Here is a 26,563-nt window from a genome sequence, read left to right on the forward strand (position 1 = left end):
CAAGGGTAGGGCGTTGCTGATCCGGATGCGGAGGGCGTCACGTTGTGTGACGTTAGGTCTCCACCACGGGCGAGGTCGCTGGATCAGCGCGGGGCGAGGACGCAGAACTCGTTGCCCTCTGGATCGGCGAGGCATACCCATGGCGCGTCGCCTTGGCCGACGTCGGCGTCAGTAGCGCCCAGCGTCTTCAGCCGTTCGACCTCTGCGGCTTGATCGTCTCCGGGATACGGCATCAGGTCGAGATGGACACGGTTCCACCATGCCTGCAAGGCGGGCGTCCGAAGGAACTCCAGATACGGCCCCACGCCCTTGGCCGATCGCAGCCGCGCATGATCGTCGGTCACCTCATGCAGGGTCCAGTCCATCGTCTCGCTCCAGAACCGGGCCATAGCCCGCGGATCCGCGCAGTTGACAACCACTGCGGCGATCGGATCGGTGTCGCGGTAGATCGATCGAGGCTCCAAAACGCAGAACACGTTGCCCTCCGGGTCGGAGAGGACGGTCCACGGCACGTCGCCCTGGCCCACGTCGGCGGGCGTCGCACCGAGCTTCAACAGGTGCGCCACCAGCTCCGCCTGATGTGCGGCAGAGGTGGTGGCCAGATCCAGATGCGCGCGGTACCTCACTGTTTCGGGGTCCGGGACAGTGACCACATCGACGCAGACGGCGGCCGGGTCCGGCCAGACGAAGCCCACGGGTTCAACGTTGGTCACACCGGGTCCTTCGCTGGAAATACCCCAGCCGAGCGCATCCGCCCAAAACCGCCCAAGCGCTAAGTCATCCCTAGCCTTGACATTCACCTGAACAAGCCGCAGTGCCATACCGCCAGACCCTATCCCAGCCAATACCTGAAACGGGAGGCAAGCTTCGGTTGTTCAGAGCCGCGTACAGATTCAGGATCGGGGCTCCCCGCCTAAGGCTCGACGAGTGTCAGGATTGTGTCCGGACGGACGCCGTCGGATTTCATGGCTTCGGCTGCCGCTTCAGACTCCATAATTCGTTGGAATGTTTCCATATCGGGAACCTCGGCGATCAGGCCTACCCGCTGGCTCTTTGCGGGGTCAATGAACGTTCGAACCGTGAGGCCCAAGGGCCCGAATATTTCTTCTCTCTTTGTTGACTTGAGCCAGTGCTCAACGTCATCTACCTCGTGGAAAATCAACAGAGTTGGCATCGTTGCCTTCGCTTTCCAGGGTTGCGCCAGGAGCCGGGCTGGATAGGGGCCGTATGGGACATCCTGATCACGCTGAAAGTACCACGGCGTCGCATGCAGTGGTAGCTGTAGCGGGACGGGTTGATGGCTGACCACTGACGCTCCGGCTGTTTCACGGCTACTGTCGAGACATGCGCGCAGCGACGCAAAGACTTGCCCCTGCGGATGAGGCGAACCTGGTGCTTGACCACGCCGGCCAGGTCAACGTTTTCCTCGTCGCTGCACTGCTCGCGCCCGGCGGCTTTGTGGATCCGGACGGCACACCGGACGTGGCAGCGTTGAGGGCGGTCCTCCGTGAACGGACTGCGGAGTTGCCGGCGCTCCGCAAACGAACCGCCCAGGCTGGCCGCGGCCACTCCTGGATCGAAACCACGCCGGACATGGAGCACCACATTCGGCTCGTCGAGCCGGTGGATGGTCTTACCGGACTTGAGCACAGATGCGCCGAACTTATGGGCCAGCCGCTCGCAGGGGATCGGCCGTTGTGGGAGATCCTGGTGGTACCTGGCGCCACACCGGGAGGACTCGGCGTCGTGCTGCGTATACATCACGCGGTGGCCGACGGGATGACGGCGGCGCTGATTGTGCAGCGGCTCTTTGATCCCGGCGAACCGTGGCAGAACCCGTCGACCGAGCCGCATTCACTTGGGCCAGCGGAGGCTCCCCTGTACCATCCACGGAACGGTCCGCGCAGCACACTTCGTCGACTTGCGACGGGGCTCAGCCGCATCCGCAAAACGTTGTGGGGCCGTGAAGTGGGCCGCACAGTGCTGCTCGGGGACCGGAGCGCCCACCATGGGATCGCTTTCCTGCGGACAGAAATTGAAGCCCTCGAGACGGCGGTGCGTCCGCGGGGTGCCACCGTCAACGATGCACTGCTCGCTGCGTCGGCGGCCGGCTTCCGGGCAGCCTTGATGGCGGCCGGTGAGCCGGTTCCGGCCTGGTTGCCGGTCTCGGAGCCGGTGGCTCTGCGGCGCCGCGGCACTGCAGGGAACCAGGTGGGAGTCATGCTGGTGCGGTTGCCGCTCGGCGAGCCCGACCCCGATGAGCGCTTGCGACTCATCGCAGCGCAGACCCGTGAGGAGAAGCTGCTGGCGAGGGACCAGGGCACGCTGGAGTTCATGCGCGGCCCGGTCGGCGCGCGCGTCATGGACCACATCGCCCGGCGGCAGCATCTGGTGGGCGGCTTCGTCACCAACGTGCCGGGTGCGAAAGGAACTTTTCTCCTCGCGGGGGCTCCGGTCATCGCGCTCTGGCCGGTTGCGGTCCTTGCCGGCAACGTGCGGCTCGGCGTCGCGGCGGTGTCCTACGCCGGCAACCTGTGCTGCGGCATCCACTTCGACGCCTCGAATGTCCCCGGCGATGTGTTTGCGCAGGCCATGGGGGAGGAGATGGCACGCCTGGGCAGGTGAGCGTTGTGCTTAGAACGGACCAACGCCGAACGGGCCCGCAGCCTGACGTCGTTCCGGGGAGTTCCTACCCGAACCGCACGGCATTCCACTCCAGGATTCTTGGATCGGCGAGCCCCTCGGTGACGAAGGGATCTTCGGCAATGAAGCGCTCGGCGTCCTCGAGTGAGGCAAAGATCCCCATCGACCCGCCGGCCATATCCGGTGTTTGGAACGGGCCAAGCGCGATGAGCCCGCCGCCAGCGGCATGGAAGGCTTCAAAGTAGGCCTTGTGGCGGGGATAGACCTCAAGAAGGCGCGAGCGGTCGACGCCGTCACGCACGTTGTACAGCACCACGAATTCCATAGGCAGGATCCTACGCCGGGGCGGCAGGGGGGATATGCGTCGGGATTTTCCGACATATACTGATTGTGTGCTTCCTGATGTCTTCGGCGCTGTCTCCAACCCGGCACGGCGCGTCATCCTTAATGAGCTCTGCCATGGGCCGAGGACAGCGGGCCAGCTAACCGGGCTGCTTGAGCTCAGCCGCTCGGCAGCGTCTGAACACCTGGGCGTGCTTCGCGAGGCCGGCCTTGTTCGGGAGGAACGGCACGGCCGCAACCGGCTGTACCACCTCCAGCCCGCAGGCCTCGCCGAGGTCAGCGACTGGGTCAAGCACATCGAGCATTACTGGAACCGGCGCCTCGACGCGCTGGGAGAACTTCTGGACGAGGAGAAACCGTCATGACCGAGAACGCCATCCGGCTCGAGCGCCGCTTCCCGCACCCCAGTGCAGCCGTCTGGGACGCGCTGACCACGCCCGAACTGCTGGCCCGTTGGTGGGCGCCGGGCGACATCGCCCCCGTCGTCGGCCACCGCTTCACCATGGACATGGGCTCCTGGGGACAGCAGCAGTGCGAAGTCCTCACCGTGGACCCCGGCAAGTCGATCAGCTTCCTGTTCTCCGAGGGCATGCTGGATACCACCATCACGTGGTGGCTGGAGCCAGACGAAGGCGGCACCGTCCTTCACCACGAGCACGCCGGTTTCCGTCTCGACACGCCCATGGGCAAGCAGGCCATCGAGGGCATGGGCAACGGCTGGCCGGGCCTGCTGAAACGGATCGACGGCGTCCTCGCCGGGGTCTCCTGACGCCGCCCGACAATAATAGGAAAGCGGGGCTCGGAATGGCGGACATGTCACCAGCCAAGGTGGAAGTGAATGACGCCGTCGTCCAGTGCCTCCTCCGGGACCAGCGCCCCGACCTTGCGGATCTTCCGCTTGTGCGCGTTGCGAATGGCTGGGACAACGCGACCTTCCGGCTCGGCGATGACCTGGCCGTCCGGCTGCCGCGCAGGACTGAGGCCGTCCCGCTGATACTGCACGAACAGCGCTACCTTCCCGGCATCGCCCTCCGCTCTCCGGTTGCGGTTCCTGGCGCCGTCCATGCCGGCCGGCCGACGCCGGACTTTCCCTGGACATGGAGCATCGTCAGCACAAACCACCCGCTGCCTCGTGGTGGGTAAAGTCCTTTCAACCGGTCAAAGGTCGTCCAGTTTTGGGAAGACCTCAGCCTCGACGGCTGGGGACCCCCCGTTGCCGAACGGTGTATCCCTCATCGTTTGCGCTGGTCGGAGCGGCCCGTGTATGAGGCATTCAGCCCGTTTTGCACTAAGTCCGTCGGATGGTTTCCCTGCCGTTGGCTTTACCGTTGCCCCCGTACGGTAGGTCCTTCGTGACTGTTTGGGCCGGGCAACGGCGGGCTGGAGGATGTTTCTCCCGGAGACCCGAGCCTCCGCATCATCTCCTGAGTACGTTCCGTCCAGCGAAACGGCCCTCCTTATATAAATGCCGCTTTTGGATCCCGTCAGGGAATTTCGCTGCCTCCCACCTTTGGGATCTGCGAAAGAAACCGCGCGGATGGGCTTCTCAGGACCCTCTTGTGTCGCTACGCTTGAAATAGTCGTTGTTTCTCCAAGCGGAACGAGATACTTTGAGTGAGCACCCACAACCTCTGACCGGGATCCGGGTACTGGATGTTTCGACCATTCTGGCTGGCCCCTTGTGCTGTCAGATTCTCGGCGACTATGGCGCCGACGTCATCAAGATTGAGCATCCAACGATGGGTGACAGCATGCGCGGTCACGGTGAAAGCAAGGACGGAGTGCCCATCTGGTGGAAGGAAGTGTCCCGCAACAAGCGCACGCTAGCGCTTAGCCTGAGCAAACCCGACGGCGCGGAAGTTTTCAGGAAGCTGGCCGCCACCGCCGACGTGGTGGTGGAGAATTTCCGCCCAGGAACGCTGGAACGGTGGGGCGTGGGGCCCGAGGTCCTGCACCAGCTCAACCCGCGCCTCGTCTTGGTCCGGCTGACCGGTTTTGGTCAGGAGGGGCCCTATTCCTCGCGTCCCGGATTCGGCACCCTGGCCGAGGCAATGAGCGGTTTCGCGCATCTGACGGGTGAAGCCGGAGGGCCGCCCACGCTGCCGGCTTTCGGGCTGGCAGACAGCATCTGCGGGATCGCAGCGTCCTCAGCCGCACTTATGGCACTGCGGTACCGGGATCAGACCGGCGAAGGTCAAGTGGTGGATCTGAGCATTCTGGAACCCATCATGACTGCGGTGGGACCAGGGCCGTCGGTCTATCAGCAACTGGGCATAATAGGGCAGCGCAACGGCAACCGTTCCACCAACAATGCGCCACGCAACACCTATCTGACGAGGGACGACCGGTGGGTTGCCGTCTCCACGAGCGCGCAGAGCATCGCAGAGCGGGTGATGCGGATCGTGGGCCACCCAGAGGTCATCGACGAGCCGTGGTTCAAGTCCGGCAGCACCAGGGTCCAGCACGTCGAAGAACTGGACGGCTACGTCGGATCCTGGATCCGGGACCGGGACCGGGAGGAAGTGCTGGAGGTTTTTTCCGAAGCCGGGGCGGCTGTTGCAGCTGTGTATGACGCCAAGGACATTGTGGAGGACCCGCATATCCGCGCAACCAAGATGCTGATCGACGTCCCAGACCGGGACTTCGGCACCGTGCTTCAGCACAATGTGATGTGGCGCATGAGCAAGAGCCCCGGAAGCATCCAGTTCACAGGGCGTGACTTGGGCGAAGACAGTGAGAGCATTCTCCACGAAATCGGCTACAGCAGGGATGACATCGCGTCGTTGCGGGAAAGCGGAGCAGCCAAATGAGCGATAAATTGATCGACGTCGTGGCAGGAGGGCTACAGCTAGTGGATCTGGGCCGCCAGCTTCGGGTAGGGATGCCGCAGTCGCCCAATCACCCGCAGTTCTGGCACACGCTGCCCCGGCGGCACGGCGACGTAATCCGCGCCGACGGCGGCAGCGCCGCCAATGACATGATCACCACGGGAACACACGTTGGCACGCATATCGATGCGCTGGCACACGTAAGCCAGGACGGCAAGCTCTTTGGCGGCGCCGATGCGGGAGCCTCCTGCCTGGGCGGCAAATACGTGGAACACGGCGTACACACGATAGCTCCGATGATCCGCCGCGGAATCCTGCTGGATGTACCCGGGTATCTGGGCCTGCCGGATCTCGAGGGCGGCTACGAAATTACCGTCGCCGACCTCCAGGGCACGCTCCAGAAACAGGGCACCGCGCTGGAATCCGGAGACGTGGCGCTGATCCGATCCGGCTGGGGCAAGAAATTTGCCGAAGGCACGGCGTACGTAGGCGGAGCCTCGGGCGTCCCGGGTATTAGCGAGGATGGTGCCACCTGGCTGGCATCCCAGGGCATTCACGCCGCCGGTGCCGACACCATCGCGTTCGAGCGGCTCGCCCCTGGCGGCGGGCATGCCCAACTCCCGGCGCACCGCGTCTTCCTCGTCGAGAACGGCATCTACATCGTTGAGGCGCTGGATCTGGAAGAACTGGCCGCAAAAGCAATCCATGAGTTCACATTCGTCCTGGTCCCGCTAAACATCTTCGGTGCCACGGGTTCTCCCGTGCGGCCCCTGGCGGTAGTACCGGCATGAGCACACCGGACGAGGCCACGCTCGGACAGCAGCTTGCCCGGTTCGCCGCCGCGGTGCGCTACGAGGACCTGCCCGCCGAAGTTGTCGAAAGTATCAGGTCCCGGGTGCTGGACATCCTGGGCATCTGCGCGGCTGCCGCGCCGCTTGAGACGAGCAGGGGAGCGAGGCAGTGGGCGCGGGACCAGGGCGGCACTCCACAAGCCAACGCTGTGGGATTGGAGAAAGCCCTGCCTGCCGCAGTGGCGGCATTTGTCAACGGCGTGCTGGCCCATTCGCTGGACTACGACGATACCCATCTGCCCTCGGTACTGCACCCAAGCGCGAGCGTCGTTCCCGCCGTCCTGGCAGCGGCCCAGGCTAAGGGTGCCACCGGCCCGGAAGTAATCCGGGCCACCGCCATCGGGCTCGAGGTGTGCGTCCGGCTCGGCATGGCAGGATACGACAGCGCCACGCAGAACTCCGTCTTCTTTGAACACGGCCAGCACGCCACCTCCATCTGCGGGGCCATGGGGTCGGCAGCCGCGGTAGCAGCCCTCTACGGCGGCGAGGCCATGATCCTGAATGCCCTGGGAGTCGCGGCTTCCATGGCCTCGGGCATCATCGAGTCCAACCGGACCGGTGGAACCGTCAAGCGGATCCACTGCGGCTGGGCCGCCCATTCTGCGGTCAGTGCCGTCAACCTCGTGCGCTACGGACTCACCGGACCGCCAACCGTGCTCGAAGGCCGATTCGGCTTCTACCAGGCGTGGCTGCACGGCCAATTCGACGCCGAGGCCATCACCGAGGGCCTCGGCGAGCACTGGTCCATCCAGGACATTTTCTTCAAGCCCTACCCTGCCAACCATTTCACCCATGCCGGGGTGGACGCAGCGGCAGCGCTGCGGCGTGCGGGGATCCGGCCTGACGACATCGAATCATTGGTCCTGGGCGTGCCGGCTCCGAACCTGCGCACCATCGGGGAACCGATCGAGGTCAAGCGCCGCCCGGAGACGGGCTATATGGCCCAATTTTCCGGGCCCTATGCAGTGGTGGCCGGGTTACTCGGCGGCGGGGGACTGGAAGTAGGCCTGGACGACTACACGGATGACCTGGCCAGGGACCCCTACCGCCGCTCGCTGATGGCAAAGGTGGACGTCATAGCGAACGAGAAGTGCACGGCAATCTTTCCCATGCAGTTCCCAGCAGTACTGACCGCCCACCTGACGGATGGCCGGACGATCGTCGAGGAGGTCCTGACCAACCGGGGCGGGCCGAAGCGTCCGCTGAGCTTCGACGAACTAACCCGCAAATTCCGGGACAACGCCAGACGCACCATGGATCCCGACGCCATGAGCCGCCTCGAGCGGTCCTGCCGACACCTGGAAGAGTGCACGGATATCGGTGAGGTCTTCACCGACCTCGCAGCAGTCGACCCCGCTGGACTCCCCATTTCACCCATTAGCTAGAACCCGGGTCATCACATCAGGCACGGGTTCCCCTGGGCCTGGCCGAAGTCAAAGAAAGGCACGACATGTCCACCTATGATCTCGTGATCAAGAATGTCAAAGTAGTCCGCCCCGACCAGGAATCCGTGGAATCCCTCGATATCGCGATCAAAGACGGCAAGTTCGCCGCCATCGAGCCCGCCATCGATGCTGCCTCCGCGGCCGAGGTGCTCGACGGACAGGGAAAGCACCTGTTCCCCGGCGTTGTGGACGCCCACCAGCACTGGGGTATCTATAACGAACTTGGCGTAGACACGGATAGCGAGAGCCGTGCAAGTGCCCAAGGCGGCGTTACCAGTGGCCTTACCTACATCCGGACCGGCGCCTATTACATGAACAAGTCCGGCCCCTACAAAGAAATCTTCCCGCAGATCCTCGAGACGGCTGCCGGCCGGGCCTTCATCGACTACAGCTTCCACGTTGCTCCCATCCTCAAAGAACACATCGACGAAATTCCAGACCTGCTGGACATGGGGGTGCCCTCGTTCAAGATCTTTATGTTCTACGGAATTCACGGACTTCATGGACGGTCTGCGGACCAGAGCAAGTTCCTGATGATCCCCGAAGACGAGTCCTACGACTACGCGCATTTCGAGTTCATTATGCGAGGGATCGAGAAAGCGCGCCGCGACCCTAAATATGCGGCGGTGAAGGACCAGATTTCACTCTCGCTGCACTGCGAAACCGCCGAGATAATGCGCGCCTACACCAAACTGGTGGAAGAGGAAGGAAAGCTCAAGGGACTGGAGGCCTACAGCGCCTCACGTCCGCCGCATTCCGAGGGCTTGGCCATCACCATCGCGTCGTATCTCGCCTATGAAACCGAGCTGCCGAACATCAACCTGCTGCACCTGACGTCGCGCAAGGCCATCGAAGCGGCCATGATGATGCAGGAAACCTTTCCCCACATTAATTTCCGCCGTGAAGTCACCGTGGGCCACCTGCTGGCCGACTGCGAAACCACCGGGATCGGGGGCAAAGTCAACCCGCCTCTGCGGCCGCGCGAAGACGTGGAAGCCATGTGGGACCACATGTTGGCCGGCCACTTCTCCTGGGTGAGCTCGGACCATGCCTGCTGCCGTGACGAGACGAAGTTCGGCGATCCCCGAGATGATGTCTTCTTGGCGAAATCAGGCTTCGGTGGCGCGGAATATCTGCTGCCCGGGATGATTTCCGAAGGCCGCAAGCGGGGATTGTCCTACAACAAAATTGCTCAGCTCGTCGCCAAGAACCCCGCGGAGCGCTTCGGACTTGAGTCCAAGGGTGACCTCGCTGTCGGATTCGATGCCGACTTCTGCCTTGTAGATGACACCGTCAGCTACGCAGTCCACGCGGACGATTCACTGTCCAGCCAGGAATACACGCCCTTTGAAGGATATGAGCTGACGGCACGCGTGACCGACACATATCTGCGCGGTGGCGCCGTCTTCCGCGACGGCAATATCCTCGGTAAACCGCGGGGGCAGTTCGTTAAGCGCTCCGGAAACTAAGGGAACCCGCCCGGTCAAAGGGGTGGGAACGGCTGGACGCCGTCCCCGCCCTTTTGCCTGGACTGCCGGCGAGAAGCTGGCGGGCGCTACCGATGGTCGGTGCTGCGGCGAAGTGTTTCCTCGGCACCCCGGATCACGGCGGCGTCGATCATCCGTCCGGCAGAGTCCACCGCGACCCCGCCCTGTGATTGCCGGAAGCGCGCAATGATGTCCCGGGCGGACGCGACCTCGTCGGCGCCGGGGGTGAAGACGTCATGGATCGTCGCGATCTGGCTTGGATGAACCGCCGTTCGGGACCTGAAGCCCAGCTCCAGCATCTTGCGGCTGCTTTGCTCGAATGCCGCAAGGTCACGGATGGCAGTCGACGTCGGAGCGACCGGCGGCAGGAGCCCCGTGGCAGCGCAGGCGATGACAAAACGTGCGCGGATCGAGTCCAGGGCGGCCTCCGAGTGAGGGCCACGGGTCATTCGCAGGTCCGCCATCAGATCCACCTCTCCGATGGCGAAAGTCAGGAGCCGTTCACTCACTGCCAGGGCCTCGAGTTCCAGCAGGGCCGCCGCGCTTTCCACGAGTCCGATAACGCCCACGGATTGTGGAGCGGTTGCGTTCCCGCCTTCCAGCCGGCTGAGGCACTCGGCCGTTTCTGCAAGGCTGGCAACGGTGCATTTTGCGAGAAAAATGCCGGCTAGGGCTGGCGTGAGGACTGCGTCCAGATCCGCTGCAATGCTCTCGGCGCTGATGCGTACCCACCATTGCTGACCGGAGGCTCCCTCCGGCGAGAGTACTGGGGCCCGCGTTGTGAGCCAGCGTCTGACACCGGAGCGGGCTTCCGCCTTGCGCGCATGCGGGACAGCGTCCTCCAAATCGAGGATAAGAGCATCGGCGGTACCAGCCGCCGCCTTCGGGAAAAGCTCGGGTTTATCTCCCGGTATGTACATGAAGGAGCGGGGCAGCACGCTGTAGCGGGAGGGCATCATTTAGGGTCTTCCTCGGGGCGGATAAACAAGGTAACGGCCGGGCAGATTAGGGGCGGCCTGGTTGGCGGAGGAGTCGGCTAAGAGAGAAATGCTAACGGCTGAGCAGACCGGTAATCCGTCGGGCTGCAGCGGTGACCTTCTCGGCATGTTCGTCCAGGTCGGTGGAGTCGTAGCGGAAAATGGGGCCGCAGGAACTGATGGAGCCGAGCACATTGCCAGCTTTGTCGAAGAACGCGGCGGCAATGGAGGCCGCACCGGTGTTGCGCTCGTTCTGGGACACCGCATAGCCATCGTCGCGGACTTTGTCGAGTTTGTGCCGATACTCGGGCTCATCGAACCCGGCGTGCAGCGCTCTTAGTTGGGCTGCCGCCTCATCCACATACGCTTCCGGCAGGTACGCCAGGATGGCCCGGCTGGAGGCGCCGGAGTGTAGCGGATGCCGCACTCCGATCTCCACTATCATCTTGATTTCCTGGGGGCTTTCGTACTGGTCCAGGTAAATCCTGGAGTGGCTGGAGAGCACCGAAAGGGTGGCCGTTTCGCCGGTCTTGTCCCGCAGTCCGCGTAGGACCGGCGCGGCGACGGTTCGGAAGTCAGACTGGCTCCACGCGTTGTTCCCCATTCCGATGGCTGCCGGCCCCAGTGCATAACTGGACGACTGCGAGAGGGTCTGCAGTAAACCGCGTGAGCTCAGAGACCGCAGAATCCGGTGCACAACGGCCTTGCTCAGTCCCAAGGAGCGGGCGATTTCCGAAACCCCCAGGGCACCGTCAGCCCTGCTGAACAGCAATAGGACATCCGCCACGCGGTCCGCTGATTCGGTGCCCCCATCGGTGGGGCGCACTTCAATTACATTCTGTTGCGGCATTTTGGTCCTTTCTCCGCTAAACATTCTACGCATAGTGCTCCGCTGAGCGGAATGATGAATGCGCAAAGAAATACCCTTCTGACCCTAGTAATGCGGGCTCTTACCGTGGAACAATAAGCGAACGAGGGCCGGAGGGAGACAACCCGGTTCGCTGAACGGAACGTCAAGAGAAACTTTCTATTCCTCTGAGCGGAACAGCCCCGAGGTCTTGATAGCGAAAGGTCGCCAAGAACATCATGGCTAAAAAAATTTTGACCGCGGCAGTGGCGGTAGCCCTGCTGGGAATGACGGCGTGCTCCACCGGAGCCGGCACCAGTGGCGGCTCATCGGATCAGGGCGGCAAGACCATCAGCATCGGTTCGGTCCATCCGCTCAGCGGTAGCCTCGCAGGCGTCGGCGGACTCATGAATGACGGCGCTAAACTCGCTGTCGAGGATATTAACGCCGCGGGTGGGATCAAGTCCCAGAACGGCGCCAAACTGAAACTGACTGACGGCGACAGCAAGGGAAACGCGCAGACCGGCCAAAGTGAAGCGCAGCGGCTCATCAGCGACGGCGCAGTAGCGCTCGTGGGCACGTACCAGTCGGACGTCACTCAGAACGTAGCCTCGGTGGCGGAGCGCTCGAAGGTACCCTTCGTTATCGACGTGGCGGTCGATGACAAGATTCTCGCGCAGGGGTACAAGAACACCTTTAGGATTCAGCCCGATGCCAGCGGCATGGGCACCTCCGGCGCCCGGGACCTCTTGGCGATGGGCAAGGACACCAACACCCCGATCAAGACCGTGTCCTACATCCACATTGAAGGCGCCTTCGGCGGCAGCGTCTTTTCGGCGTTCAAGAAGGAAGCTGAAGCGCAGGGCATCACTGTCGCCAAGGAAGTCACCTACTCCGGTTCCAGCTTCTCCGACGCCACCACCCAGGTCACGGATGCCGCGTCTGTCCACCCGGATGTCATCGTTGTGACCGGCTACTACCCTGATAACCTGCTGATCGCCAAGGCCATCAGCGCGCTGAAACCGGATGTTAAGGCGGTGTTCGGCATTGCCAGCGGCGCTTTCGATGACAATTCCTTCCCGGCTGATGCCGGTGCCGCCGCCGCCAACATCCTGAGCGCCAACTACCACTACAGTGCCACGAGCGCCCGGGCAGAAGACATCCGCAAACGTTTCCAAGCGAAGACCGGCAAGTCCATGGAAACCGCGGCCATGCTGTCCTACCAGGCTGTTGAGGTGATTGCCGCGGGTCTTGAAAAGAGTGGCTCCGCCGACCCGGCCAAGCTGCGGGAGGCCATTGCCGGCATCAGCGTCACCGATCCGCTGCTGGCGTTCAGTGGCCCGATCGAATTCGATGAACGCGGCCAGAACAAGAATGCCACGGTGATTGTCATGCAGGTTCAGGGCGGCAAGGTCGAACAGGTATTCCCCAAGAGCTTCGCCACCAAGGACGTCGTATTCCCCGTCGTGGCCAAGTAGCCAAAGTGGGAGCCATGTTAACCAAACCGGACGCGGCTTCCGCAGCGCACGCTGGAGGACGCCGCCGTCTGCTCCAATCCGAGGGCTGGAGAGTCGCCCTCGGCGTTGGGGCCATCGTGGTGGCGGCGTTGGCCGCGATCTACCTCATCGGAGGTGTGGACCCTACGCTCGTTACGCAGTCTGTCGTCACCGGATTGCTGCTCGGCGGCGTCTATGCCCTTGTGTCTTTGGGCCTGACGCTGATCTTCGGTGTGCTGGGGATCGTGAATTTCGCCCAGGGGGCGATGCTCACCATGTCCATGTTCCTTGTCTATTTCATGGTCTCCTCCCTCGGCATTAATGCCTACCTGGCCGTGGTGCTGACGGTACCGATCATGTTCGTGTTTGGCTGGCTCGTTCAGTCAGCGCTGATGAACCGGCTAACGGAGGACGCGGGCCACGAGAGGCCGTTGATGGTCACCCTCGGATTGTCCCTGCTGATCATTAACGTCCTGCTGATGATTTTCGGCGGCCGGCCCCTCAGCGTGGAGGCTCCAGTGAGCGGTTCCCTCCCGCTCCTCGGCGCCATCGCGGACGCCTCCAGGCTCATCGCCTTCGGCGGTGCGATCGTTGTGGCGGCGGCCCTCGCGCTCGTCCTGAAGAGGACGCCGCTGGGCCTGGCCATCCGGGCTGTGGCATCCAACGGCACGGGTGCCGCCCTGGTGGGGGTAAATGTGCGCCGGATCTATTCGATGACATTCGGGCTGGGCGCGGCGGCGGTCGCCGTCGCCGGCGGACTCATGACCCCCTTCACCAGCCTGATCCCCTCGGCAGGGGACCAGTTCACCACACTTGCCTTTGTCATCGTCGTGCTGGGCGGGCTCGGCAGCATTCCCGGAGCGCTTGTGGGCGGGCTCTTCGTCGGCCTGCTGCAGACCGTGGGCACCCTTTACCTGCCTGGCAGCGGTTCGCTGCTGCTGGTCTTCGCCATGTTCGTCCTCATTCTTTTCCTTCGCCCACAGGGACTGTTCGGAGCACAACGATGACGACGACGGAACAAAGGCCGGGGACGGCGCCGCTGCGGAAGCGAGCGCTCGAGAGCGGCGCCCGCCGGCAGTACCTGTACCTGGCGATCGGCTTCATGGTGTTCTTCTTCCTGCCCTTCATCCTCCCCGCCTCGGCGCAGCCCATCGTCATACGCACCCTGGTCTTCGCGCTGATGGCGGTCGGCTGGAACCTGATGAGCGGCTACGGGGGCATGTTCAGCTTCGGACACGCGGCCTTCTTCGGCGTAGGAGCCTACACCGACGCCTACCTGCTGACGGAATATGGCATTTCACCCTGGATCGCGATGATCGTCGGCGCGCTGATCTCTGCCGGCGTCGGAGTGCTCATCGCTTATCTGTGCCTCAGGTATAAGTTGGCAGGTTCGTATTTCGCCCTGGCAACCTTTGCCTTCGCGCAGATGTTCCTCCTGCTGACCGAGAACCTGGAATTCCTGCACAAGAGCGAGGGAATCAATATCCCGCTCCTGCCCCAGGAGTCGTGGGCGATGGTGCAGTTCGACCAGGACAGCCCTAACTATTACTGGATACCACTGGTGCTGCTCGCCTTGGCCGTGGCCGTTACGATCGCCTACGTGCACTCCCGCGCAGGGCAGTTTACCCAAGCCATCAGGGACGATGCGACGGCGGCTGAATCGCTTGGGATTAAGGTCATGAAGTACCGCCTGATCACGGTGGCCCTGAGCTGTGCCATCACCGCCGTGGCCGGTGCTTTCTACACCCAGTACTACCTGTTCATCGGCCCGGACCAGGCGTTCGGCATGCATGTGTCCACCGACGCCCTTATCCCCGCCGTGATTGGCGGGATGGGAACCATCTGGGGTCCGCTGGTGGGGGCGGCCGTCGTCGGGCCGCTGTCCGAACTGGTGGCCGGCGTGCTGCGCAACCCGCCGCCGTTCCTCGGATTCCTGCAGGGGACGAGCGGGCTGGATGTCGCGGTCTACGCCGTGCTTCTGATTGTCATCGTAATTTTCCTGCCCAAGGGTATCTACGGAACCATCCGTGAGAGGTTGCGCAAATGAGCCTGCTACGCGTGGAAGGACTGGGAAAGTCCTTCGGCGGACTCCGGGCCCTCCGGGACGTGGATGTCGAGATCCCCGAGAAGGAATTCTTCGGCATCATCGGCCCGAACGGTGCAGGGAAAACCACCCTGTTCTCGGTTCTGGCCGGACAGATCCGCCCTACGGCGGGCAAGGTCACTTTCAACGGCGTGGACATTACCGGCTGGTCCGCGAACAGGATCGCCTCCCGCGGGCTGGTGCGCACTTTTCAGCTGATGCGTCCCTTTGAAAGCATGACGGTGCTGGAGAACGTCGCAGTGGCCTCGCATAACAAATACCGTTCAGTGGGCAAAGCGCGCAGGCATGCCGCCGCCGTGATTGAGCGGGTCGGCCTGGAGCGGTATATGACGTCCATGTCCGGTACGTTGCCCACGGCAGGGCTGAAGCGGCTGGAGTTGGCCCGGGCCCTGGCCCTGGAACCCCAGCTCATCCTCCTGGACGAGGTCCTGGCTGGCCTGGTCCCCACTGAACGGGCGCCCATTATCGAGCTGCTGCGCGATATCCACCGCGAGGGCGTCACCGTTATGTTTGTCGAACACATCATGGCCGCCGTCATGACGCTCTCCGAACGGCTGCTCGTCATGCACGAAGGTCAGCAGTTGGCCCTTGGCCTTCCCGAGGATGTTATTCAGGACCCCAGGGTGATCGACGCGTATCTGGGAGAGGACTACTCATGATTCTCGAACTGCACGATGTGTGCGCCGGTTACCGGAAACTCGAAATCCTGCACAACCTGACTATGCACATTGAGGCCGGGGAAATCGTCTCGGTCATCGGAGCGAACGGCGCCGGAAAAACGACCGCGTTGCGGGCCATCGCCGGATTGATCAGCACCAGCAGCGGCCGGATCCTCTTCGAGGGCAAGGAAATCGGGAGGGAGCGGCCGGACCAGATCGTCAGAGACGGGCTGGTTCACGTGGCTCAGGACCGCGCACTTTTTGGCGGACTGCAGGTGATCGAAAATCTGGTCATGGGCGCCTACACCCAGCCCAAGACCTCCGTCAGCGAATCTCTCAATCAGGTATTCGAGCTCTTTCCCATCCTCAAGGACCGCAGGACCCAGCGCGCCGACACCATGTCCGGCGGCCAACAGCAGATGCTGGCCATCGGGCGCGCCCTCATGGCCAGGCCGAAGTGCCTGACCCTGGACGAACCTTCGATTGGGCTGGCGCCCAACCTGGTGGCGCAGGTCCTCGCAGCGATCACGAAGATCCGTGACACCGGAGTGACGGTGCTGATCGTTGAACAGAACGCGTCCCAGGCCCTGGCCATCTCCGACCGGGCGTACGTCATGGAAAGCGGTTCCATTGTCATGGAAGGAAGCGGGCAGGAACTGGCGGACAGCCCTGAGGTCCGCAAAGCCTACCTGGGGATGTAGCTGAAAGGATATCCGTGGAATACCTGGTCCATATCGACATCAACTGGCCACCCGAGGCTCCTGAGGCGCGCCGCAGCGAGATATTCGACCGCGAGCTCGCCCAGGGCCAGTTACTGGCCCGGGCGGGCAAGCTGCGAAGGCTCTGGCGCATTCCCGGCCGCTGGGCCAACTGGAGCCTGTACGACGTCCGGGATGCCACCGAACTTCACGAGGCGCTGACGTCCCTGCCGCTTTATCCGTGGATGGATATCCAGGTTCATCCACTCGCGGAGCACCCCAATGACCCCCGGGCGCTGGGGATCCTGCACGGCACCGAAGAAACGGGAGCGAAAGAAGAATGATGCGTCTGCTGGCAATTACCCCCCTGTGCGTCAGCGACGAGGAACTGGCCCGGCGCCAGCAACGCTATGACCGGCTGGCCCCACCGGATGTCAGCGTCACGCTGCTCAACCTGGGCACAGGCTCGGAGGTACCGCGCGCCTTCGATACCGCCGCGGATATAGCGGCGTCCGAGGCAGCCCTGGTGCAGCGGTTCCGCGCGGCCGATGCCGGCGGCTACGGGGAGGTGGATGCGTTCCTGCCGGACTGTGTCCTGGATCCCGTCGTCGATCTGCCGAATTCCGGGATCGCCACGCCGGTATTCGGGCTGCTGAAGCTGACGGCCCACTTTTTGCTTAGCCTGGGGGCCACAGTGGGGGCCGTGGCACGCAACGAGCCGATCGCCCGGGAGCTGGACCGCAAATTCGCCTCCTACGGGCTGGGCCAACTGCAGGGCATGACGTCAGTTCTGGGGCTCTCGGTGGACGACATCTCCCAAGACGCGCTCTGGGCCTCGGCAGTGTCCACCCAGCTGCAGACCATTGACGCGGAATTCGTAATCAACGGATGCTCCGCCGTCGAGGTCCTGAAGCCCGCCGGCCGGCCGAGGCTGGTCGACCCGACGGCGACGGCGCTCAAACTCCTGGGCCTCAGCACAGCGATCGAAGCCGCCCCTCGCCGGCAGGTGAGGCTGTGAGGCCGGGCGGAACATGAGCAGCCTGACCGAACACATTGCCGCCATCGACGAGCTGGCCGCCTTCGCCGCCGGCCTCAGCTACTCGGACCTGCCGCTCCCGGTCAAGGAACGCCTGAATCTGATGCTGGTGGACCTGCTCGGCGTGACCGCCGCCGGGGCGCGGACACCGGAAATGGCGAAGCTGGCCAGCACCTGGGGGGCCGAACAAGGAGGCGCTCCCCTCATTGGCGCCGCCGCAGGTACCCGTCCGGAGACCGCGGCCTACCTTAACGCCGTGGCCGCTTGCTGTCTGGAACTGGATGAAGGCAATAAGCATGCCCAAGGACATCCGGCCGTCCATGTGCTATTCGCGGCGATCGCGGCAACCCAGCTGGCCGAACATCCCGTCAGCGGAGAACAGTTCCTGGCCGCCGTTGCCGCCGGGTATGAGATAGCCGCCAGATTCGGTCGCGCCCTCGACCGCAACAGTGTCTGGCACACCCACGGCCATTGGGGTGCCACCGGCGCAGCATGCGCCGCAGCACTGATCCTCAGGGCCACCCAGGAACAGATCGCGGCTGCCATCGATGCCTCCACAGGCCTCATGCATGTCACCCCGTGGAGCGTGGTCCTGGAAGGCAGCTTCGTCCGCAATTTGTGGGCAGCCGGCGCCAACCTTGGGGGTCTGAATGCAGCCAGGCTCGCCATGGCCGGCCTGGCGCGAAACAGCGGCACCGCCGCCCAAACCCTCGGGGAGGTCGTCGGGTTCCTCGATGCCCAGGCCTTGGCCTGGGACCTGGGCCGGACGTGGCTCATCGCCAAAGGGTACGGCAAGCGCCATGCATCGTGCTCCTACACGCATGCTGCCGTGGACCTGGTCCAAGGCCTGAAGCAGGAGCGGGACTTCGTGCCCGACGACGTGGCCGCTGTGCTGGTCCGAACCCACTCGCTAGCCAAGCCGCTCCTTGCCCGGAATCCCACTAATCGCCTTTCCGCAATGTTCTCCTTTCCGTTCGTGGTCAGCGCAGCCCTCCTGAACGACCGGTTGGAGCCGGATGTGCTGGAGCCCGGGACTCCAGGCTTCGAGGCAGCCAACGATTTCTGTGAGCGGGTCACCATGGAAATCTCGGCGGAATTTGACCGCCGGCTTCCGGCGGAGCGATGGGCCGAGGTCCGGATCGACCTCCGCGACGGGACGTCCCTCTCCCGGGCACAGCCCAATCCGCTCGGCGATGTGGACTACTTCCCGTTGGGTGCCCCGGAGATCGCGGCGAAACTTGTTGCCCTGATCGGACGCCCCGACACCGACTCTATCCAGGCCGCCGTCGACCAGCTGCAGCACAGCCCCGATGCCAAAGCCACTCTGGCCACCCTTCGCGCCATCTAGGCCACAGCTGCCGGATGCCCTGACCGTTACCCTCGTACGCCCGTCAGCGGCGTCTACCTGCAAGGAAAACAATATGAGTGATGAACGATTTGACGGACCGGACCTGGTAGTTGCGGGTGCCGGTGGCGGGCTGATCGCCGCACTGCGCGCCGCGCAATTGGGGCTCTCCGTCCTGGTCATAGAAGCCAACGAACACTTTCGCCGTGGAAACAACACAGCAATGTCCACCGCCATGATTCCCGGCGCCGGCAGCCGCTGGCAGGCAGCGGCTGGAATCGAAGACTCCCCGGAAATCTTCGTTGCCGACATCATGTCCAAGACCCGTGGAGAGGCCGATCGGGACCTGGCTGTCTCCCTCGCCAGCGTCAGCCACCGGTTGGTGGAGTGGATGGCCGATGACCTGAAGATGCCCATATCCCTGGTAACTGATTTCCCCTACCCCGGGCATTCCCGCTTCCGCTGCCACACCGTCCCCGGGCGCATTGGCACCGCCTTGCTGGATTTTATCCTGAACCAGGTCTGGGCCTCCGAGCTGATCGACCTGTACGTGCCGGCGCGCCTGGCCGACGTCGTCGTGACCGACGGATCGGTGACCGGCGTCGTCGTGCAGACCCCGGACGGCACGGAGGAAATCCCCACGCGCGCCGTCCTGCTGGCCACGAATGGTTTCGGCGGCAACCAGGAACTGGTGCGACGGTACCTGCCCGAGATTGCAGAGGCGGTGTACTACGGCAGTGAAGAATCCAAGGGGGACGCCCTGCGCATAGGGGAAAAGCTCGGTGCAGCCACTGCCTTTTTGGATGCCTACCAGGGCCACGCCGCCTTGGCGATGCCCTCCGCCACTCTGGCGGGATGGGCAACGGTGATGCATGGCGCCTTCCTGGTGAACAAGAACGGCGAACGCTTCGGTAACGAAACCATTGGATACTCCGAGTACGCCCGCGAATCATTGCTCCATGCCGACGGCCAGGCCTGGATCATCCTGGACGAAAGGATTCAGAGGGCCTGCCAAAGCTTCCAGGATTTCCGTGACACGGAAGCGTCCAACGGGGTTCGCTGGGCTGACAGTGCGGCAGAACTGGCAGCCGTTACGGGCATCGAACCCACGGGCCTTGGAGACACACTGGCGGCCACCCGACGCTGTGCCGACGGCCAGGCCACAGATGTCCACGGGCGCACCTTTTGGGAAGCCCCGCTGGCCGGCAGGCTGGGAGCGATCGCCGTGCGCGCGGCGCTCTTCCACACCCAAGGCGGCCTGCGCGTAGACGGAGACGCAAGAGTCCTCCAGGAATCCGGGGAACCCATCAGCGGGCTCTATGCCTCTGGCGGAGCCGCCATGGGAATCTCCGGCCACGGGGCCGCCGGTTACCTAGCAGGCAACGGCCTTCTGCCCGCGCTGGGCCTGGCCTTTCTTGCCGCCGAACACATCGCTGGAGAGGCTGCCGGAACCTGAGCTGTCCGTCGGATTACCCCCGATACTGACCTGAGGCAACGACCTCAATGAGGCAGGCATTGAGGATGAACCGCGGAATAGTCCATGGGGAATGTTCCCTCGGCGTCATCTCGCTGGCAGGGAATAGGCCTTCGCTGGCCTATTCCCACCCCGGGCAGGCCCACGGCGCGGGTTTGAAGCCCTGCCTTGGAGAGGGAGGGTGTTTCCCTGGATGGAGAGTTCCTGCGTCATGTGTTTCCTGCCTGCGTCTTGATGCGAGCAGTATGGTGACGTGCGCAACACCCTCTTTAGGTGCCCGGGTTTGTGACGCAATCGGGGAGCCATTGCCTCGTTGTAGTGCGCGGTCCAGTATGGAAGAACTGCGACGGCCGCTACGGACCGGACTACCTGCCATATGGCTCAAGGGGACATACATGGACCACAGCACCAGTTCTGTTTCCCCGAACCGACGCGCGCTGCTGAAGGCGGCCGGGATTGGGGCGGCCGGTGTTGCCGCCATTCCGCTCCTCACCTCATGCACCGGCGTGTCCGCACAGCCTGCGTCATCGACGGCGGCACTGCTGCCGGCCCCGCCGGGACAGGTCGAACCACTGCCGGCCCCGCCGGGCCAGGTCGAACCACTGCTGGACCGGCCGAAAGTTACCAGTGCGCTGGGCCAGCTCGAGGGGCTGATCCGGGATGCCATGGAGCGCACCGGGCTGCCGGGGATGGCCGTGGCCGTGGTGTATCAGGACGAGGTGGTGTACTCCAAGGGCTTTGGGGTTCGGGAGGTCGGAAAGCCGGAGGAGATCGGACCTGACACGGTGTTCCAGGTGGCTTCCGTGTCCAAGCCGCTGGCGTCCACAGTGGTGGCAGGCGTGGTGGGACAGAAGGTCTTCAGGTGGACCGACGCCGTCATAGAACACAACAAGGACTTCGCGCTCAAGGATGACTACGTCACGCGGAATGCCACCTTCGCCGATCTGATGTCACACCAGAGCGGGCTGAAAACAGGTTCGGGTGACCTGCTGGAGGACCTCGGATTCGACCGAGCGTACATCCTCCGCCACCTCAACCAAGAGCCGCTTGATACGTTCCGGTCCAGCTACAACTACAGCAACTTTGGCTTCACGGAAGCCGGCCAGGCAGCAGCCGATGCGATGAAGATGTCCTGGGAGGACTTGGCTGACGACGTCTTGTTCCGGAGGCTGGGAATGTCCGCCAGCAGTTACCGCCACTCGGACTATGAGAAGGCTGCAGACAAGGCCACCCTTCATGTGCCGCTGGGGAACAAGGAGTGGACGGCAAAATACCGCCGCGACGCCGATTCCGAGGCTCCGGCCGGTGGCGCAAGTTCGTCGGTGCGGGACCTGGCGCAGTGGCTCCGGCTGCAGCTTGGAAACGGCAGCTACGAGGGCCAACCAGTGATTGATCCCGTAGCCCTCCAAACAACCCGCGTTCCGCACGCAGTGTCCGGGCCTGCGCTGGCTCCGGCTGCCCGCTCCCGTTTCTACGGGCTGGGCTGGAACGTTTCCTACGACGACCAGGCCCGTGTCCAGTTGGGACACTCCGGAGCGTTCAATCTCGGCGCAGCCACCGCCGTCTCGATGCTTCCCGGCGAGCAACTGGCCATTGTGGCACTGACCAACGGGCGCCCGCAGGGGATCCCTGAAGCAATCTGCGCCGGCTTCCTGGACGCAGCTCAGCACGGATCGTCCACTGTCGACTGGCTGACCTTCACCGCCGGTGTCTTCAAAAGAATTGACGAGTCCGACAAACCTGAGGTCGACTACACCAAGGCTCCGTCCACACCCTCTCCCGCCAAACCAAACAGCGCTTACATGGGCACCTATGACAACCCCTACTTTGGCCAGCTTGTGGTTCTCGAAGACGGCGGGAAACTGGCCATGAGAATGGGGCCGCCTGGCAGTCCCACCACCTTCCCGCTCACTCACTTTGACGGTGACACGTTCAGCTTCGAATCCATCGGCGAGAACGCCAATGGCCTGGCCGGCGCACTGTTTGCAGACCCAGGCAGTGGCTCCTCGCCCCGCGTCACCCTGGACTTCTACAACAGAACCGGGCTGGGGACCTTCACGCGAGCCTCCTAGGGCTGCTGAGGTTACCTCGCAAAACCGTCGGCGCGGTGAACTCCTGGAAGCCTTGGAGTTCGTCTGCGGTGGGCGGATTGGCGCCCTGCCGGCGGACGGTGATGGCGGCAGCTCTTGATGCAGTATGTCCCAGGGTCTCCAGTACGGCAGGTGCCAGCCCGTCCGTCCCGCGGGCCAGCAACCCGTAAATCAGCGCCGCCATGTAGGCGTCGCCGGCGCCGATAGTGTCAGCCACCACCGATGTAATGGCCGGGATGTGCATCTGAGTCTCCCGCGTTGCCAGCAGGGATCCCTCGGAACCGCTGGTAACCACGGCCAGCCCTGCACCGAGTTCGAGGATTCGGGCCGCGGCGTCCTTGAGGCCACGCCCCGGGTAGAGCCACCGCGCGTCCTCGTCACTGAGCTTGACCACGTCGGTCAGCGGCACCAGGTCCTCAAAGATTGAACGGGCCTCGGCCTGGCTGCCCAGGAGGGCAGGCCGGATGTTGGGATCGTAGGTGACCATGCAAGCGCCGTGGGATTGATGGAGAAGGGTCTTGACCGCGGCGGCGCCGGGCGCCAGGAACGTTGCGATCGAGCCCGTGTGGAGCACCTTGGGGAGATATGCGGGAGCTATGGGACCCAGTTCCCAGCTGATATCGAAATCGTACGTGGCGGAGCCATCGGCCCCGAGGACGGCGGTGGCCGATCCGGTGCGGCCCAAGCTCTTGGAACCCTGGAGCAGTTCGACGCCGGCGCTGCCCAGGTGCGCTTCAATCGAGGCTCCACGTTCGTCGTCGCCGATGGATGTCAGGAGGGCGGCTCTCACGCCGAGCCGTCCCAGCCCGTACGCGACGTTCATCGGCGATCCTCCCGGATGCTCGATCATGCCGTCGGCCGAGGCAACGACGTCGACCAACGCTTCGCCGACAACGATGACATCAGGGGCGTCCGCGGGATCGCTGCCGGAACGGGTCTTGAGCATGGAGGGCCTTTCGTGGAGCCGTCCGCGGGCCCGGGTCAGGGCCCGCGGACGGGGCAGGGAGGAGGAGGAATCTGGTGCAGCTCAGCCGTACGTGGCCACGCTGAGGCTGTTCAGGGTGGCCGGGCCGCCGTTCGCGTAGAGGGAGAGCTCGGTGCTGGACTCGTCCGGGAAGATGAGGTCAGTCAGCGTGAGGCGCCCATGCTGGGCGAAGACCTCAACGGAGCAGCTGTCCACGTACACCGTCAGCTGGTACATGCCATCGACAGGCAGGATAGGTGCGCACTCCACTGAGGCGAAGGAGTCATGGAAATCCGTCAGGCCGGACTCCCGGCGGTCGAGGATGAGCTGGCCGGCGCCGGGCCTTATGCCGATGCGGGTGCCCTTGGTTCCGTTGCCGCGGACGATCAGGCCGAATTCCTCGGCAGTGCCCGCCGTGAACCATGCGTCGATGCGCTGGACCCGGCCCTGTGGGCCCTCGATGAGGTGCTGGCCTTCCGGAAGTTCACGCGCGCGGGACTCAAACTCGGTTTTGGGCGGCAGGGCAGTCATTTCCTCCGCAGGGTGCTGGAGAAGCCTGCGGTTGCCGTCCACTGTGGCGAGGGTGACTTCCCGGACCAACGACATGGGGCTGCGCCATGGGGCGGTGGGGATCTCGTTGCCGTATTGCCAGTTGTTCATCCACCCGATCATGAGCCGCCGCCCATGCGGGACGTTGCTGAAGGACACGGCGGCGTAGTAGTCCCGGCCCCAGTCCAGCCACTGGTACTCACCCAGCCGGTCCGGGTCCTGAAGTCCTTCAGTCACGGTGGTGGCCGAGGTGAACGTGGTGCCGTCGAAGTCTCCGACGAAGTACTGCCCGGCCGAGCCGCCGTTGGGGCCGCCGGGGTTGAGGTTTACGGTCAGGACCCACTGAAGGTTCTGCGGATCGCCGTCGACGGGGAGGGGGAAGAGATCCGGGCATTCCCACACGCCGCCGGTGGCGTTGGCCGGGCCGAAGGTACTCAGCAGCTCCCAGCTCTTGAGGTCGTGGGATTTGTACAGCACCACTTGGAAGTCCGTCGCTTCCACGGCGACCATGACCCAGTAACTGCCGGCACCGCCGTCGTACCTGATGACCTTCGGGTCGCGGAACTCCGCGGATCCGCGGCTCAGGACGGGGTTGGCGGTGTGTTTGGTCCACGTGTAGCCGCCGTCGCGGCTGAAGGCGAGGGACTGGGCCTGAAGGCCCTCATGGGCGGAGCCCGGTTTGAAGGCGCTGGTGTAGACGGCGACCAAGGGCGGAGCCGCGCCGGTCCCGAATCCGCTGGTATTGTCCTGGTCGAAGACGATGCTCCCGGAGAAGATGTCTTCTTCCTCATCACAGGAGATGGCGACGGCGTGTTCGGTCCAGGTGGTCAGGTCCGGGGAGGTGGCGTGTCCCCAGGACATGTTGCCCCAGACGTTATCCAGCGGGTTGTTCTGGTAGTAGAGGTGGTAGAGACCGTCGTGAAAAATCAGGCCGTTGGGGTCATTGAGCCAGGTGTTCCGGGCGGCGTAGTGCAGGGCCGGCCGGAAGGTGTCGGCCGTGGTGGCGGTCGCGGCAGTCATGAAGGTGAGGTCTCGTTTCTGTGCAAGCGTGGGGAGCCCCCTGAGCAGGGTTCCCTGAAGATGGGGTGGGCCGGTTGCGCCGGCCCACCCGGTTCTGGAGCTAGGAGTTCTTTTTGTAGCGGTCGTAGGCCTGCTGGTAGACCTCGATCATTTTGTCGACGCCGACGTTCTTGAGCTGGGAGACGTAGCCGTCCCATTCCTGCTCGATGCCGCCGGAGACGATCCACTTGGCCATGTTCTGCTTCACGAGGGACGTGGTGTCGGTCTGGATGGTGCTGATCTGCTGCAGTTCTTCGTTGGAGAGGGCGACCGGGGGGTAGCCGTCGTTGCCGGCGAAGGGCTTGTAGAACTCGTCGACGTTCTTTTGGCGTACCGCGGCACGCGGTTCGGGAGCGACGACTTTCTTGAAGTTCTCGGCGGTGTTGGCCTTCGGGCCGCCCGGAGCAACCTTCTGGCGGCGTTCGCCTTCGCTGGTTCCGGCCGCGGCTGGGATCTGGGTCAGCAGGCCGCTGGTGTCCTTCTGCAGGGTTTCACCAATCGGTCCCCAGTTGGCCTGGGCGGACTGGATGGGGTCATAGAGGTTGTCAGCCCAGCGCATGGTCGCTGCCGGGTATTTGTTGGTCCGCGTGATGGCGAACGCGCCGCGGGCGATTTCCTGGTTGTTGGACTGGCTGGCGATCCGCTTGCCGTTCACGCCTTCCAGGACAGGTACCAGGGAGTAGTTGTTGGTGCGGTCGGCGCCCACCATCTCGGGGATTTCCCACCAGACGAAGGAGCCGAGGTTTTCAGTGGCGGCCTTGCCCTTGGCCAGGTACGCCTTGTCATCCTGGGAGAAGGACTCGGGGTCAATCAGGCCTTCCTGGTACCACTCGTGCAGGGTCTGGATGGCTTTTTTGTAGCCGTCCTGCGTGGGGGTGAAGATGACTTTGCCGTCCTGGACGATGCGGTGATCCATGTTGTCCGGCACTCCGCCCAGGGCGGCGATCAGGTCAACGATGTCCCCGCACCAGGAGCCGGGCATGAAGCTGAGCGGGATGGTCTTGCCGGTACCGGAAGCGTCCTGCGTTTTGAAGGCCAGCAGTGCGTCGTGGAACTCAGCGATGGTTTTCGGCATGGGTATGTTGAGCTTTTTCAGCCATCCGGTGTTGATGGCCAGTTCGTCGGGGAACTGGACCAGACCCAGTTCTTCGACGGACGGCAGGGAGTAGATGTGCCCGTCCGACGAGGTGATGGCGGCCTTGATGTCGGGCCGGTCCGCGAGCAGCTTGGAGAGGTTCGGTGCGTTCTTCTCGATGAGCCCCTCGAGGGGGATGAGCGTACCGCTGGCGGAATAGGTGGCGATCTCGGCGTCGGTCAGACCTGTGTTGAAGAACGCGTCGGGCAAATCGCCGCTGGCGAGGATGAGGTTCTTCTTTTCCTGGAAGACCGTTTCGGGCAGGTTTTCCCAGTTGATGTGGACGTTGGTGGCCTTTTCCCATTCCTTCACCACGGTCATGGTGTTGTAGTCCGGGGCCAGCGCTGCCTTGGTGCCGGAGAACGTCAGGTCGAGTTGCTTGCTGACGATCGGGAAGCCTGTTGCCTGGAAGCCGAAGTCCGCGGAAGCGTCTTTGACCTCCTTGGCGCCGGAGCCCCCTGAGCAGGCGGTGAACGTCAATGTACCGGCCAGGACGGCGCCGAGGACGGCGTATTTGCGGCTAAATGCCATGGT

General features: G+C 63.7%; 26 protein-coding genes. 18 read left to right on the plus strand and 8 right to left on the minus strand.

Going from position 1 to position 26,563, the window contains the following annotated elements:
* Window positions 1–83: 83 nt before the first annotated feature.
* Window positions 84–821, minus strand: a complete 738-nt coding sequence (locus tag AB4Y73_RS16900; RefSeq protein WP_441873147.1) for a VOC family protein — start codon at window positions 819–821, stop codon at window positions 84–86.
* A gap of 92 nt (window positions 822–913) precedes the next feature.
* Complete coding sequence (locus tag AB4Y73_RS16905; protein ID WP_441873148.1) at window positions 914–1,174, minus strand: hypothetical protein; 261 nt, start codon at window positions 1,172–1,174, stop codon at window positions 914–916.
* Between the two features lie 170 nt (window positions 1,175–1,344).
* Here AB4Y73_RS16905 and AB4Y73_RS16910 point away from each other — a divergent pair, with 170 nt between their 5' ends.
* Window positions 1,345–2,625, plus strand: a complete 1,281-nt coding sequence (locus AB4Y73_RS16910) for a wax ester/triacylglycerol synthase domain-containing protein (RefSeq protein WP_441873150.1) — start codon at window positions 1,345–1,347, stop codon at window positions 2,623–2,625.
* A 64-nt stretch (window positions 2,626–2,689) separates the two neighbouring features.
* Here AB4Y73_RS16910 and AB4Y73_RS16915 read toward each other — a convergent pair whose 3' ends face one another.
* The gene (locus AB4Y73_RS16915) at window positions 2,690–2,968 is read right to left on the minus strand and encodes a YciI family protein (protein WP_441873152.1); all 279 of its coding nucleotides are present in this window, start codon (window positions 2,966–2,968) and stop codon (window positions 2,690–2,692) included.
* A 67-nt stretch (window positions 2,969–3,035) separates the two neighbouring features.
* Here AB4Y73_RS16915 and AB4Y73_RS16920 point away from each other — a divergent pair, with 67 nt between their 5' ends.
* The 7 genes from AB4Y73_RS16920 (at window position 3,036) to AB4Y73_RS16950 (ending at window position 9,578) form a co-directional block, all read left to right on the plus strand.
* Window positions 3,036–3,350: an ArsR/SmtB family transcription factor gene (locus tag AB4Y73_RS16920; RefSeq protein ID WP_441873154.1), complete on the plus strand. Its 315-nt coding sequence runs from the start codon at window positions 3,036–3,038 to the stop codon at window positions 3,348–3,350.
* On the plus strand, window positions 3,347–3,754 hold the full coding sequence (locus tag AB4Y73_RS16925; RefSeq protein WP_441873156.1) for an SRPBCC family protein: 408 nt from the start codon (window positions 3,347–3,349) through the stop codon (window positions 3,752–3,754). Before AB4Y73_RS16920 ends, AB4Y73_RS16925 begins: the two co-directional genes overlap by 4 nt.
* 44 nt (window positions 3,755–3,798) lie before the next feature.
* On the plus strand, window positions 3,799–4,128 hold the full coding sequence (locus AB4Y73_RS16930) for a hypothetical protein (protein ID WP_441873158.1): 330 nt from the start codon (window positions 3,799–3,801) through the stop codon (window positions 4,126–4,128).
* 467 nt (window positions 4,129–4,595) lie between these two features.
* Window positions 4,596–5,795, plus strand: coding sequence for a CaiB/BaiF CoA transferase family protein (locus tag AB4Y73_RS16935; protein ID WP_441873160.1), 1,200 nt, complete (start codon window positions 4,596–4,598; stop codon window positions 5,793–5,795).
* Entirely contained in the window at window positions 5,792–6,604 is an 813-nt protein-coding gene (locus AB4Y73_RS16940; protein ID WP_441873162.1) for a cyclase family protein, read from the plus strand. Before AB4Y73_RS16935 ends, AB4Y73_RS16940 begins: the two co-directional genes overlap by 4 nt.
* Window positions 6,601–8,049, plus strand: coding sequence for an MmgE/PrpD family protein (locus AB4Y73_RS16945; RefSeq protein WP_441873164.1), 1,449 nt, complete (start codon window positions 6,601–6,603; stop codon window positions 8,047–8,049). Before AB4Y73_RS16940 ends, AB4Y73_RS16945 begins: the two co-directional genes overlap by 4 nt.
* Before the next feature lie 65 nt (window positions 8,050–8,114).
* Window positions 8,115–9,578: a dihydroorotase gene (locus AB4Y73_RS16950; protein ID WP_441873166.1), complete on the plus strand. Its 1,464-nt coding sequence runs from the start codon at window positions 8,115–8,117 to the stop codon at window positions 9,576–9,578.
* An 86-nt stretch (window positions 9,579–9,664) separates the two neighbouring features.
* Here AB4Y73_RS16950 and AB4Y73_RS16955 read toward each other — a convergent pair whose 3' ends face one another.
* A complete protein-coding gene (locus AB4Y73_RS16955; RefSeq protein WP_441873168.1) occupies window positions 9,665–10,555 on the minus strand; it encodes an HpcH/HpaI aldolase/citrate lyase family protein in 891 nt (296 codons plus the stop codon).
* A 91-nt stretch (window positions 10,556–10,646) separates the two neighbouring features.
* The gene (locus AB4Y73_RS16960; protein WP_441873170.1) at window positions 10,647–11,423 is read right to left on the minus strand and encodes an IclR family transcriptional regulator; all 777 of its coding nucleotides are present in this window, start codon (window positions 11,421–11,423) and stop codon (window positions 10,647–10,649) included.
* A gap of 236 nt (window positions 11,424–11,659) precedes the next feature.
* Here AB4Y73_RS16960 and AB4Y73_RS16965 point away from each other — a divergent pair, with 236 nt between their 5' ends.
* The 10 genes from AB4Y73_RS16965 to AB4Y73_RS17010 all read left to right on the plus strand — a co-directional run bounded on the left by AB4Y73_RS16965 (window position 11,660) and on the right by AB4Y73_RS17010 (window position 22,304).
* A complete protein-coding gene (locus AB4Y73_RS16965; RefSeq protein WP_441873173.1) occupies window positions 11,660–12,898 on the plus strand; it encodes an ABC transporter substrate-binding protein in 1,239 nt (412 codons plus the stop codon).
* 14 nt (window positions 12,899–12,912) lie between these two features.
* Entirely contained in the window at window positions 12,913–13,923 is a 1,011-nt protein-coding gene (locus tag AB4Y73_RS16970) for a branched-chain amino acid ABC transporter permease (protein WP_441873175.1), read from the plus strand.
* Window positions 13,920–14,963, plus strand: coding sequence for a branched-chain amino acid ABC transporter permease (locus tag AB4Y73_RS16975; protein WP_441873177.1), 1,044 nt, complete (start codon window positions 13,920–13,922; stop codon window positions 14,961–14,963). The genes AB4Y73_RS16970 and AB4Y73_RS16975 overlap by 4 nt, the downstream gene beginning before the upstream one ends.
* Complete coding sequence (locus AB4Y73_RS16980; protein ID WP_441873179.1) at window positions 14,960–15,679, plus strand: ABC transporter ATP-binding protein; 720 nt, start codon at window positions 14,960–14,962, stop codon at window positions 15,677–15,679. The genes AB4Y73_RS16975 and AB4Y73_RS16980 overlap by 4 nt, the downstream gene beginning before the upstream one ends.
* The gene (locus AB4Y73_RS16985) at window positions 15,676–16,380 is read left to right on the plus strand and encodes an ABC transporter ATP-binding protein (protein ID WP_441873181.1); all 705 of its coding nucleotides are present in this window, start codon (window positions 15,676–15,678) and stop codon (window positions 16,378–16,380) included. Before AB4Y73_RS16980 ends, AB4Y73_RS16985 begins: the two co-directional genes overlap by 4 nt.
* A 14-nt stretch (window positions 16,381–16,394) precedes the next feature.
* Entirely contained in the window at window positions 16,395–16,721 is a 327-nt protein-coding gene (locus AB4Y73_RS16990) for a muconolactone Delta-isomerase (protein ID WP_441873183.1), read from the plus strand.
* Window positions 16,718–17,395: an aspartate/glutamate racemase family protein gene (locus AB4Y73_RS16995; protein WP_441873185.1), complete on the plus strand. Its 678-nt coding sequence runs from the start codon at window positions 16,718–16,720 to the stop codon at window positions 17,393–17,395. Before AB4Y73_RS16990 ends, AB4Y73_RS16995 begins: the two co-directional genes overlap by 4 nt.
* A gap of 13 nt (window positions 17,396–17,408) precedes the next feature.
* A complete protein-coding gene (locus tag AB4Y73_RS17000; protein WP_441873187.1) occupies window positions 17,409–18,761 on the plus strand; it encodes an MmgE/PrpD family protein in 1,353 nt (450 codons plus the stop codon).
* Between the two features lie 73 nt (window positions 18,762–18,834).
* Window positions 18,835–20,214, plus strand: coding sequence for an FAD-dependent oxidoreductase (locus AB4Y73_RS17005; protein WP_441873189.1), 1,380 nt, complete (start codon window positions 18,835–18,837; stop codon window positions 20,212–20,214).
* A 413-nt stretch (window positions 20,215–20,627) separates the two neighbouring features.
* Entirely contained in the window at window positions 20,628–22,304 is a 1,677-nt protein-coding gene (locus AB4Y73_RS17010) for a serine hydrolase (protein ID WP_441873191.1), read from the plus strand.
* On the opposite strand, the gene AB4Y73_RS17015 is transcribed toward AB4Y73_RS17010, so the two are convergent.
* The 3 genes from AB4Y73_RS17015 to AB4Y73_RS17025 form a co-directional block, all read right to left on the minus strand.
* Window positions 22,288–23,268: a carbohydrate kinase family protein gene (locus AB4Y73_RS17015; RefSeq protein WP_441873193.1), complete on the minus strand. Its 981-nt coding sequence runs from the start codon at window positions 23,266–23,268 to the stop codon at window positions 22,288–22,290. The two genes, AB4Y73_RS17010 and AB4Y73_RS17015, sit on opposite strands and share 17 nt — an antisense overlap.
* Window positions 23,269–23,349: 81 nt before the next feature.
* A complete protein-coding gene (locus tag AB4Y73_RS17020) occupies window positions 23,350–24,855 on the minus strand; it encodes a glycoside hydrolase family 32 protein (RefSeq protein ID WP_441873195.1) in 1,506 nt (501 codons plus the stop codon).
* Between the two features lie 100 nt (window positions 24,856–24,955).
* The gene (locus tag AB4Y73_RS17025) at window positions 24,956–26,560 is read right to left on the minus strand and encodes an ABC transporter substrate-binding protein (RefSeq protein WP_441873197.1); all 1,605 of its coding nucleotides are present in this window, start codon (window positions 26,558–26,560) and stop codon (window positions 24,956–24,958) included.
* Window positions 26,561–26,563 lie beyond the last annotated feature (3 nt).

It is taken from the genome of Pseudarthrobacter sp. TAF60_1 (genome assembly GCF_052113505.1).
Classification (GTDB): Bacteria; Actinomycetota; Actinomycetes; order Actinomycetales; family Micrococcaceae; genus Arthrobacter.

What these genes read in the sequence shown, in the direction of transcription:
- AB4Y73_RS16900 (WP_441873147.1), bottom strand. Translation starts at nt 821, where the DNA reads ATGGCACTGCGGCTTGTTCAGGTGAATGTCAAGGCTAGGGATGACTTA.
- AB4Y73_RS16905 (WP_441873148.1), bottom strand. Translation starts at nt 1,174, where the DNA reads ATGCCAACTCTGTTGATTTTCCACGAGGTAGATGACGTTGAGCACTGG.
- AB4Y73_RS16910 (WP_441873150.1), top strand. Translation starts at nt 1,345, where the DNA reads ATGCGCGCAGCGACGCAAAGACTTGCCCCTGCGGATGAGGCGAACCTG.
- AB4Y73_RS16915 (WP_441873152.1), bottom strand. Translation starts at nt 2,968, where the DNA reads ATGGAATTCGTGGTGCTGTACAACGTGCGTGACGGCGTCGACCGCTCG.
- AB4Y73_RS16925 (WP_441873156.1), top strand. Translation starts at nt 3,347, where the DNA reads ATGACCGAGAACGCCATCCGGCTCGAGCGCCGCTTCCCGCACCCCAGT.
- AB4Y73_RS16930 (WP_441873158.1), top strand. Translation starts at nt 3,799, where the DNA reads ATGTCACCAGCCAAGGTGGAAGTGAATGACGCCGTCGTCCAGTGCCTC.
- AB4Y73_RS16940 (WP_441873162.1), top strand. Translation starts at nt 5,792, where the DNA reads ATGAGCGATAAATTGATCGACGTCGTGGCAGGAGGGCTACAGCTAGTG.
- AB4Y73_RS16945 (WP_441873164.1), top strand. Translation starts at nt 6,601, where the DNA reads ATGAGCACACCGGACGAGGCCACGCTCGGACAGCAGCTTGCCCGGTTC.
- AB4Y73_RS16950 (WP_441873166.1), top strand. Translation starts at nt 8,115, where the DNA reads ATGTCCACCTATGATCTCGTGATCAAGAATGTCAAAGTAGTCCGCCCC.
- AB4Y73_RS16955 (WP_441873168.1), bottom strand. Translation starts at nt 10,555, where the DNA reads ATGATGCCCTCCCGCTACAGCGTGCTGCCCCGCTCCTTCATGTACATA.
- AB4Y73_RS16960 (WP_441873170.1), bottom strand. Translation starts at nt 11,423, where the DNA reads ATGCCGCAACAGAATGTAATTGAAGTGCGCCCCACCGATGGGGGCACC.
- AB4Y73_RS16965 (WP_441873173.1), top strand. Translation starts at nt 11,660, where the DNA reads ATGGCTAAAAAAATTTTGACCGCGGCAGTGGCGGTAGCCCTGCTGGGA.
- AB4Y73_RS16970 (WP_441873175.1), top strand. Translation starts at nt 12,913, where the DNA reads ATGTTAACCAAACCGGACGCGGCTTCCGCAGCGCACGCTGGAGGACGC.
- AB4Y73_RS16975 (WP_441873177.1), top strand. Translation starts at nt 13,920, where the DNA reads ATGACGACGACGGAACAAAGGCCGGGGACGGCGCCGCTGCGGAAGCGA.
- AB4Y73_RS16980 (WP_441873179.1), top strand. Translation starts at nt 14,960, where the DNA reads ATGAGCCTGCTACGCGTGGAAGGACTGGGAAAGTCCTTCGGCGGACTC.
- AB4Y73_RS16985 (WP_441873181.1), top strand. Translation starts at nt 15,676, where the DNA reads ATGATTCTCGAACTGCACGATGTGTGCGCCGGTTACCGGAAACTCGAA.
- AB4Y73_RS16995 (WP_441873185.1), top strand. Translation starts at nt 16,718, where the DNA reads ATGATGCGTCTGCTGGCAATTACCCCCCTGTGCGTCAGCGACGAGGAA.
- AB4Y73_RS17000 (WP_441873187.1), top strand. Translation starts at nt 17,409, where the DNA reads ATGAGCAGCCTGACCGAACACATTGCCGCCATCGACGAGCTGGCCGCC.
- AB4Y73_RS17005 (WP_441873189.1), top strand. Translation starts at nt 18,835, where the DNA reads ATGAGTGATGAACGATTTGACGGACCGGACCTGGTAGTTGCGGGTGCC.
- AB4Y73_RS17010 (WP_441873191.1), top strand. Translation starts at nt 20,628, where the DNA reads ATGGACCACAGCACCAGTTCTGTTTCCCCGAACCGACGCGCGCTGCTG.
- AB4Y73_RS17015 (WP_441873193.1), bottom strand. Translation starts at nt 23,268, where the DNA reads ATGCTCAAGACCCGTTCCGGCAGCGATCCCGCGGACGCCCCTGATGTC.
- AB4Y73_RS17020 (WP_441873195.1), bottom strand. Translation starts at nt 24,855, where the DNA reads ATGACTGCCGCGACCGCCACCACGGCCGACACCTTCCGGCCGGCCCTG.
- AB4Y73_RS17025 (WP_441873197.1), bottom strand. Translation starts at nt 26,560, where the DNA reads ATGGCATTTAGCCGCAAATACGCCGTCCTCGGCGCCGTCCTGGCCGGT.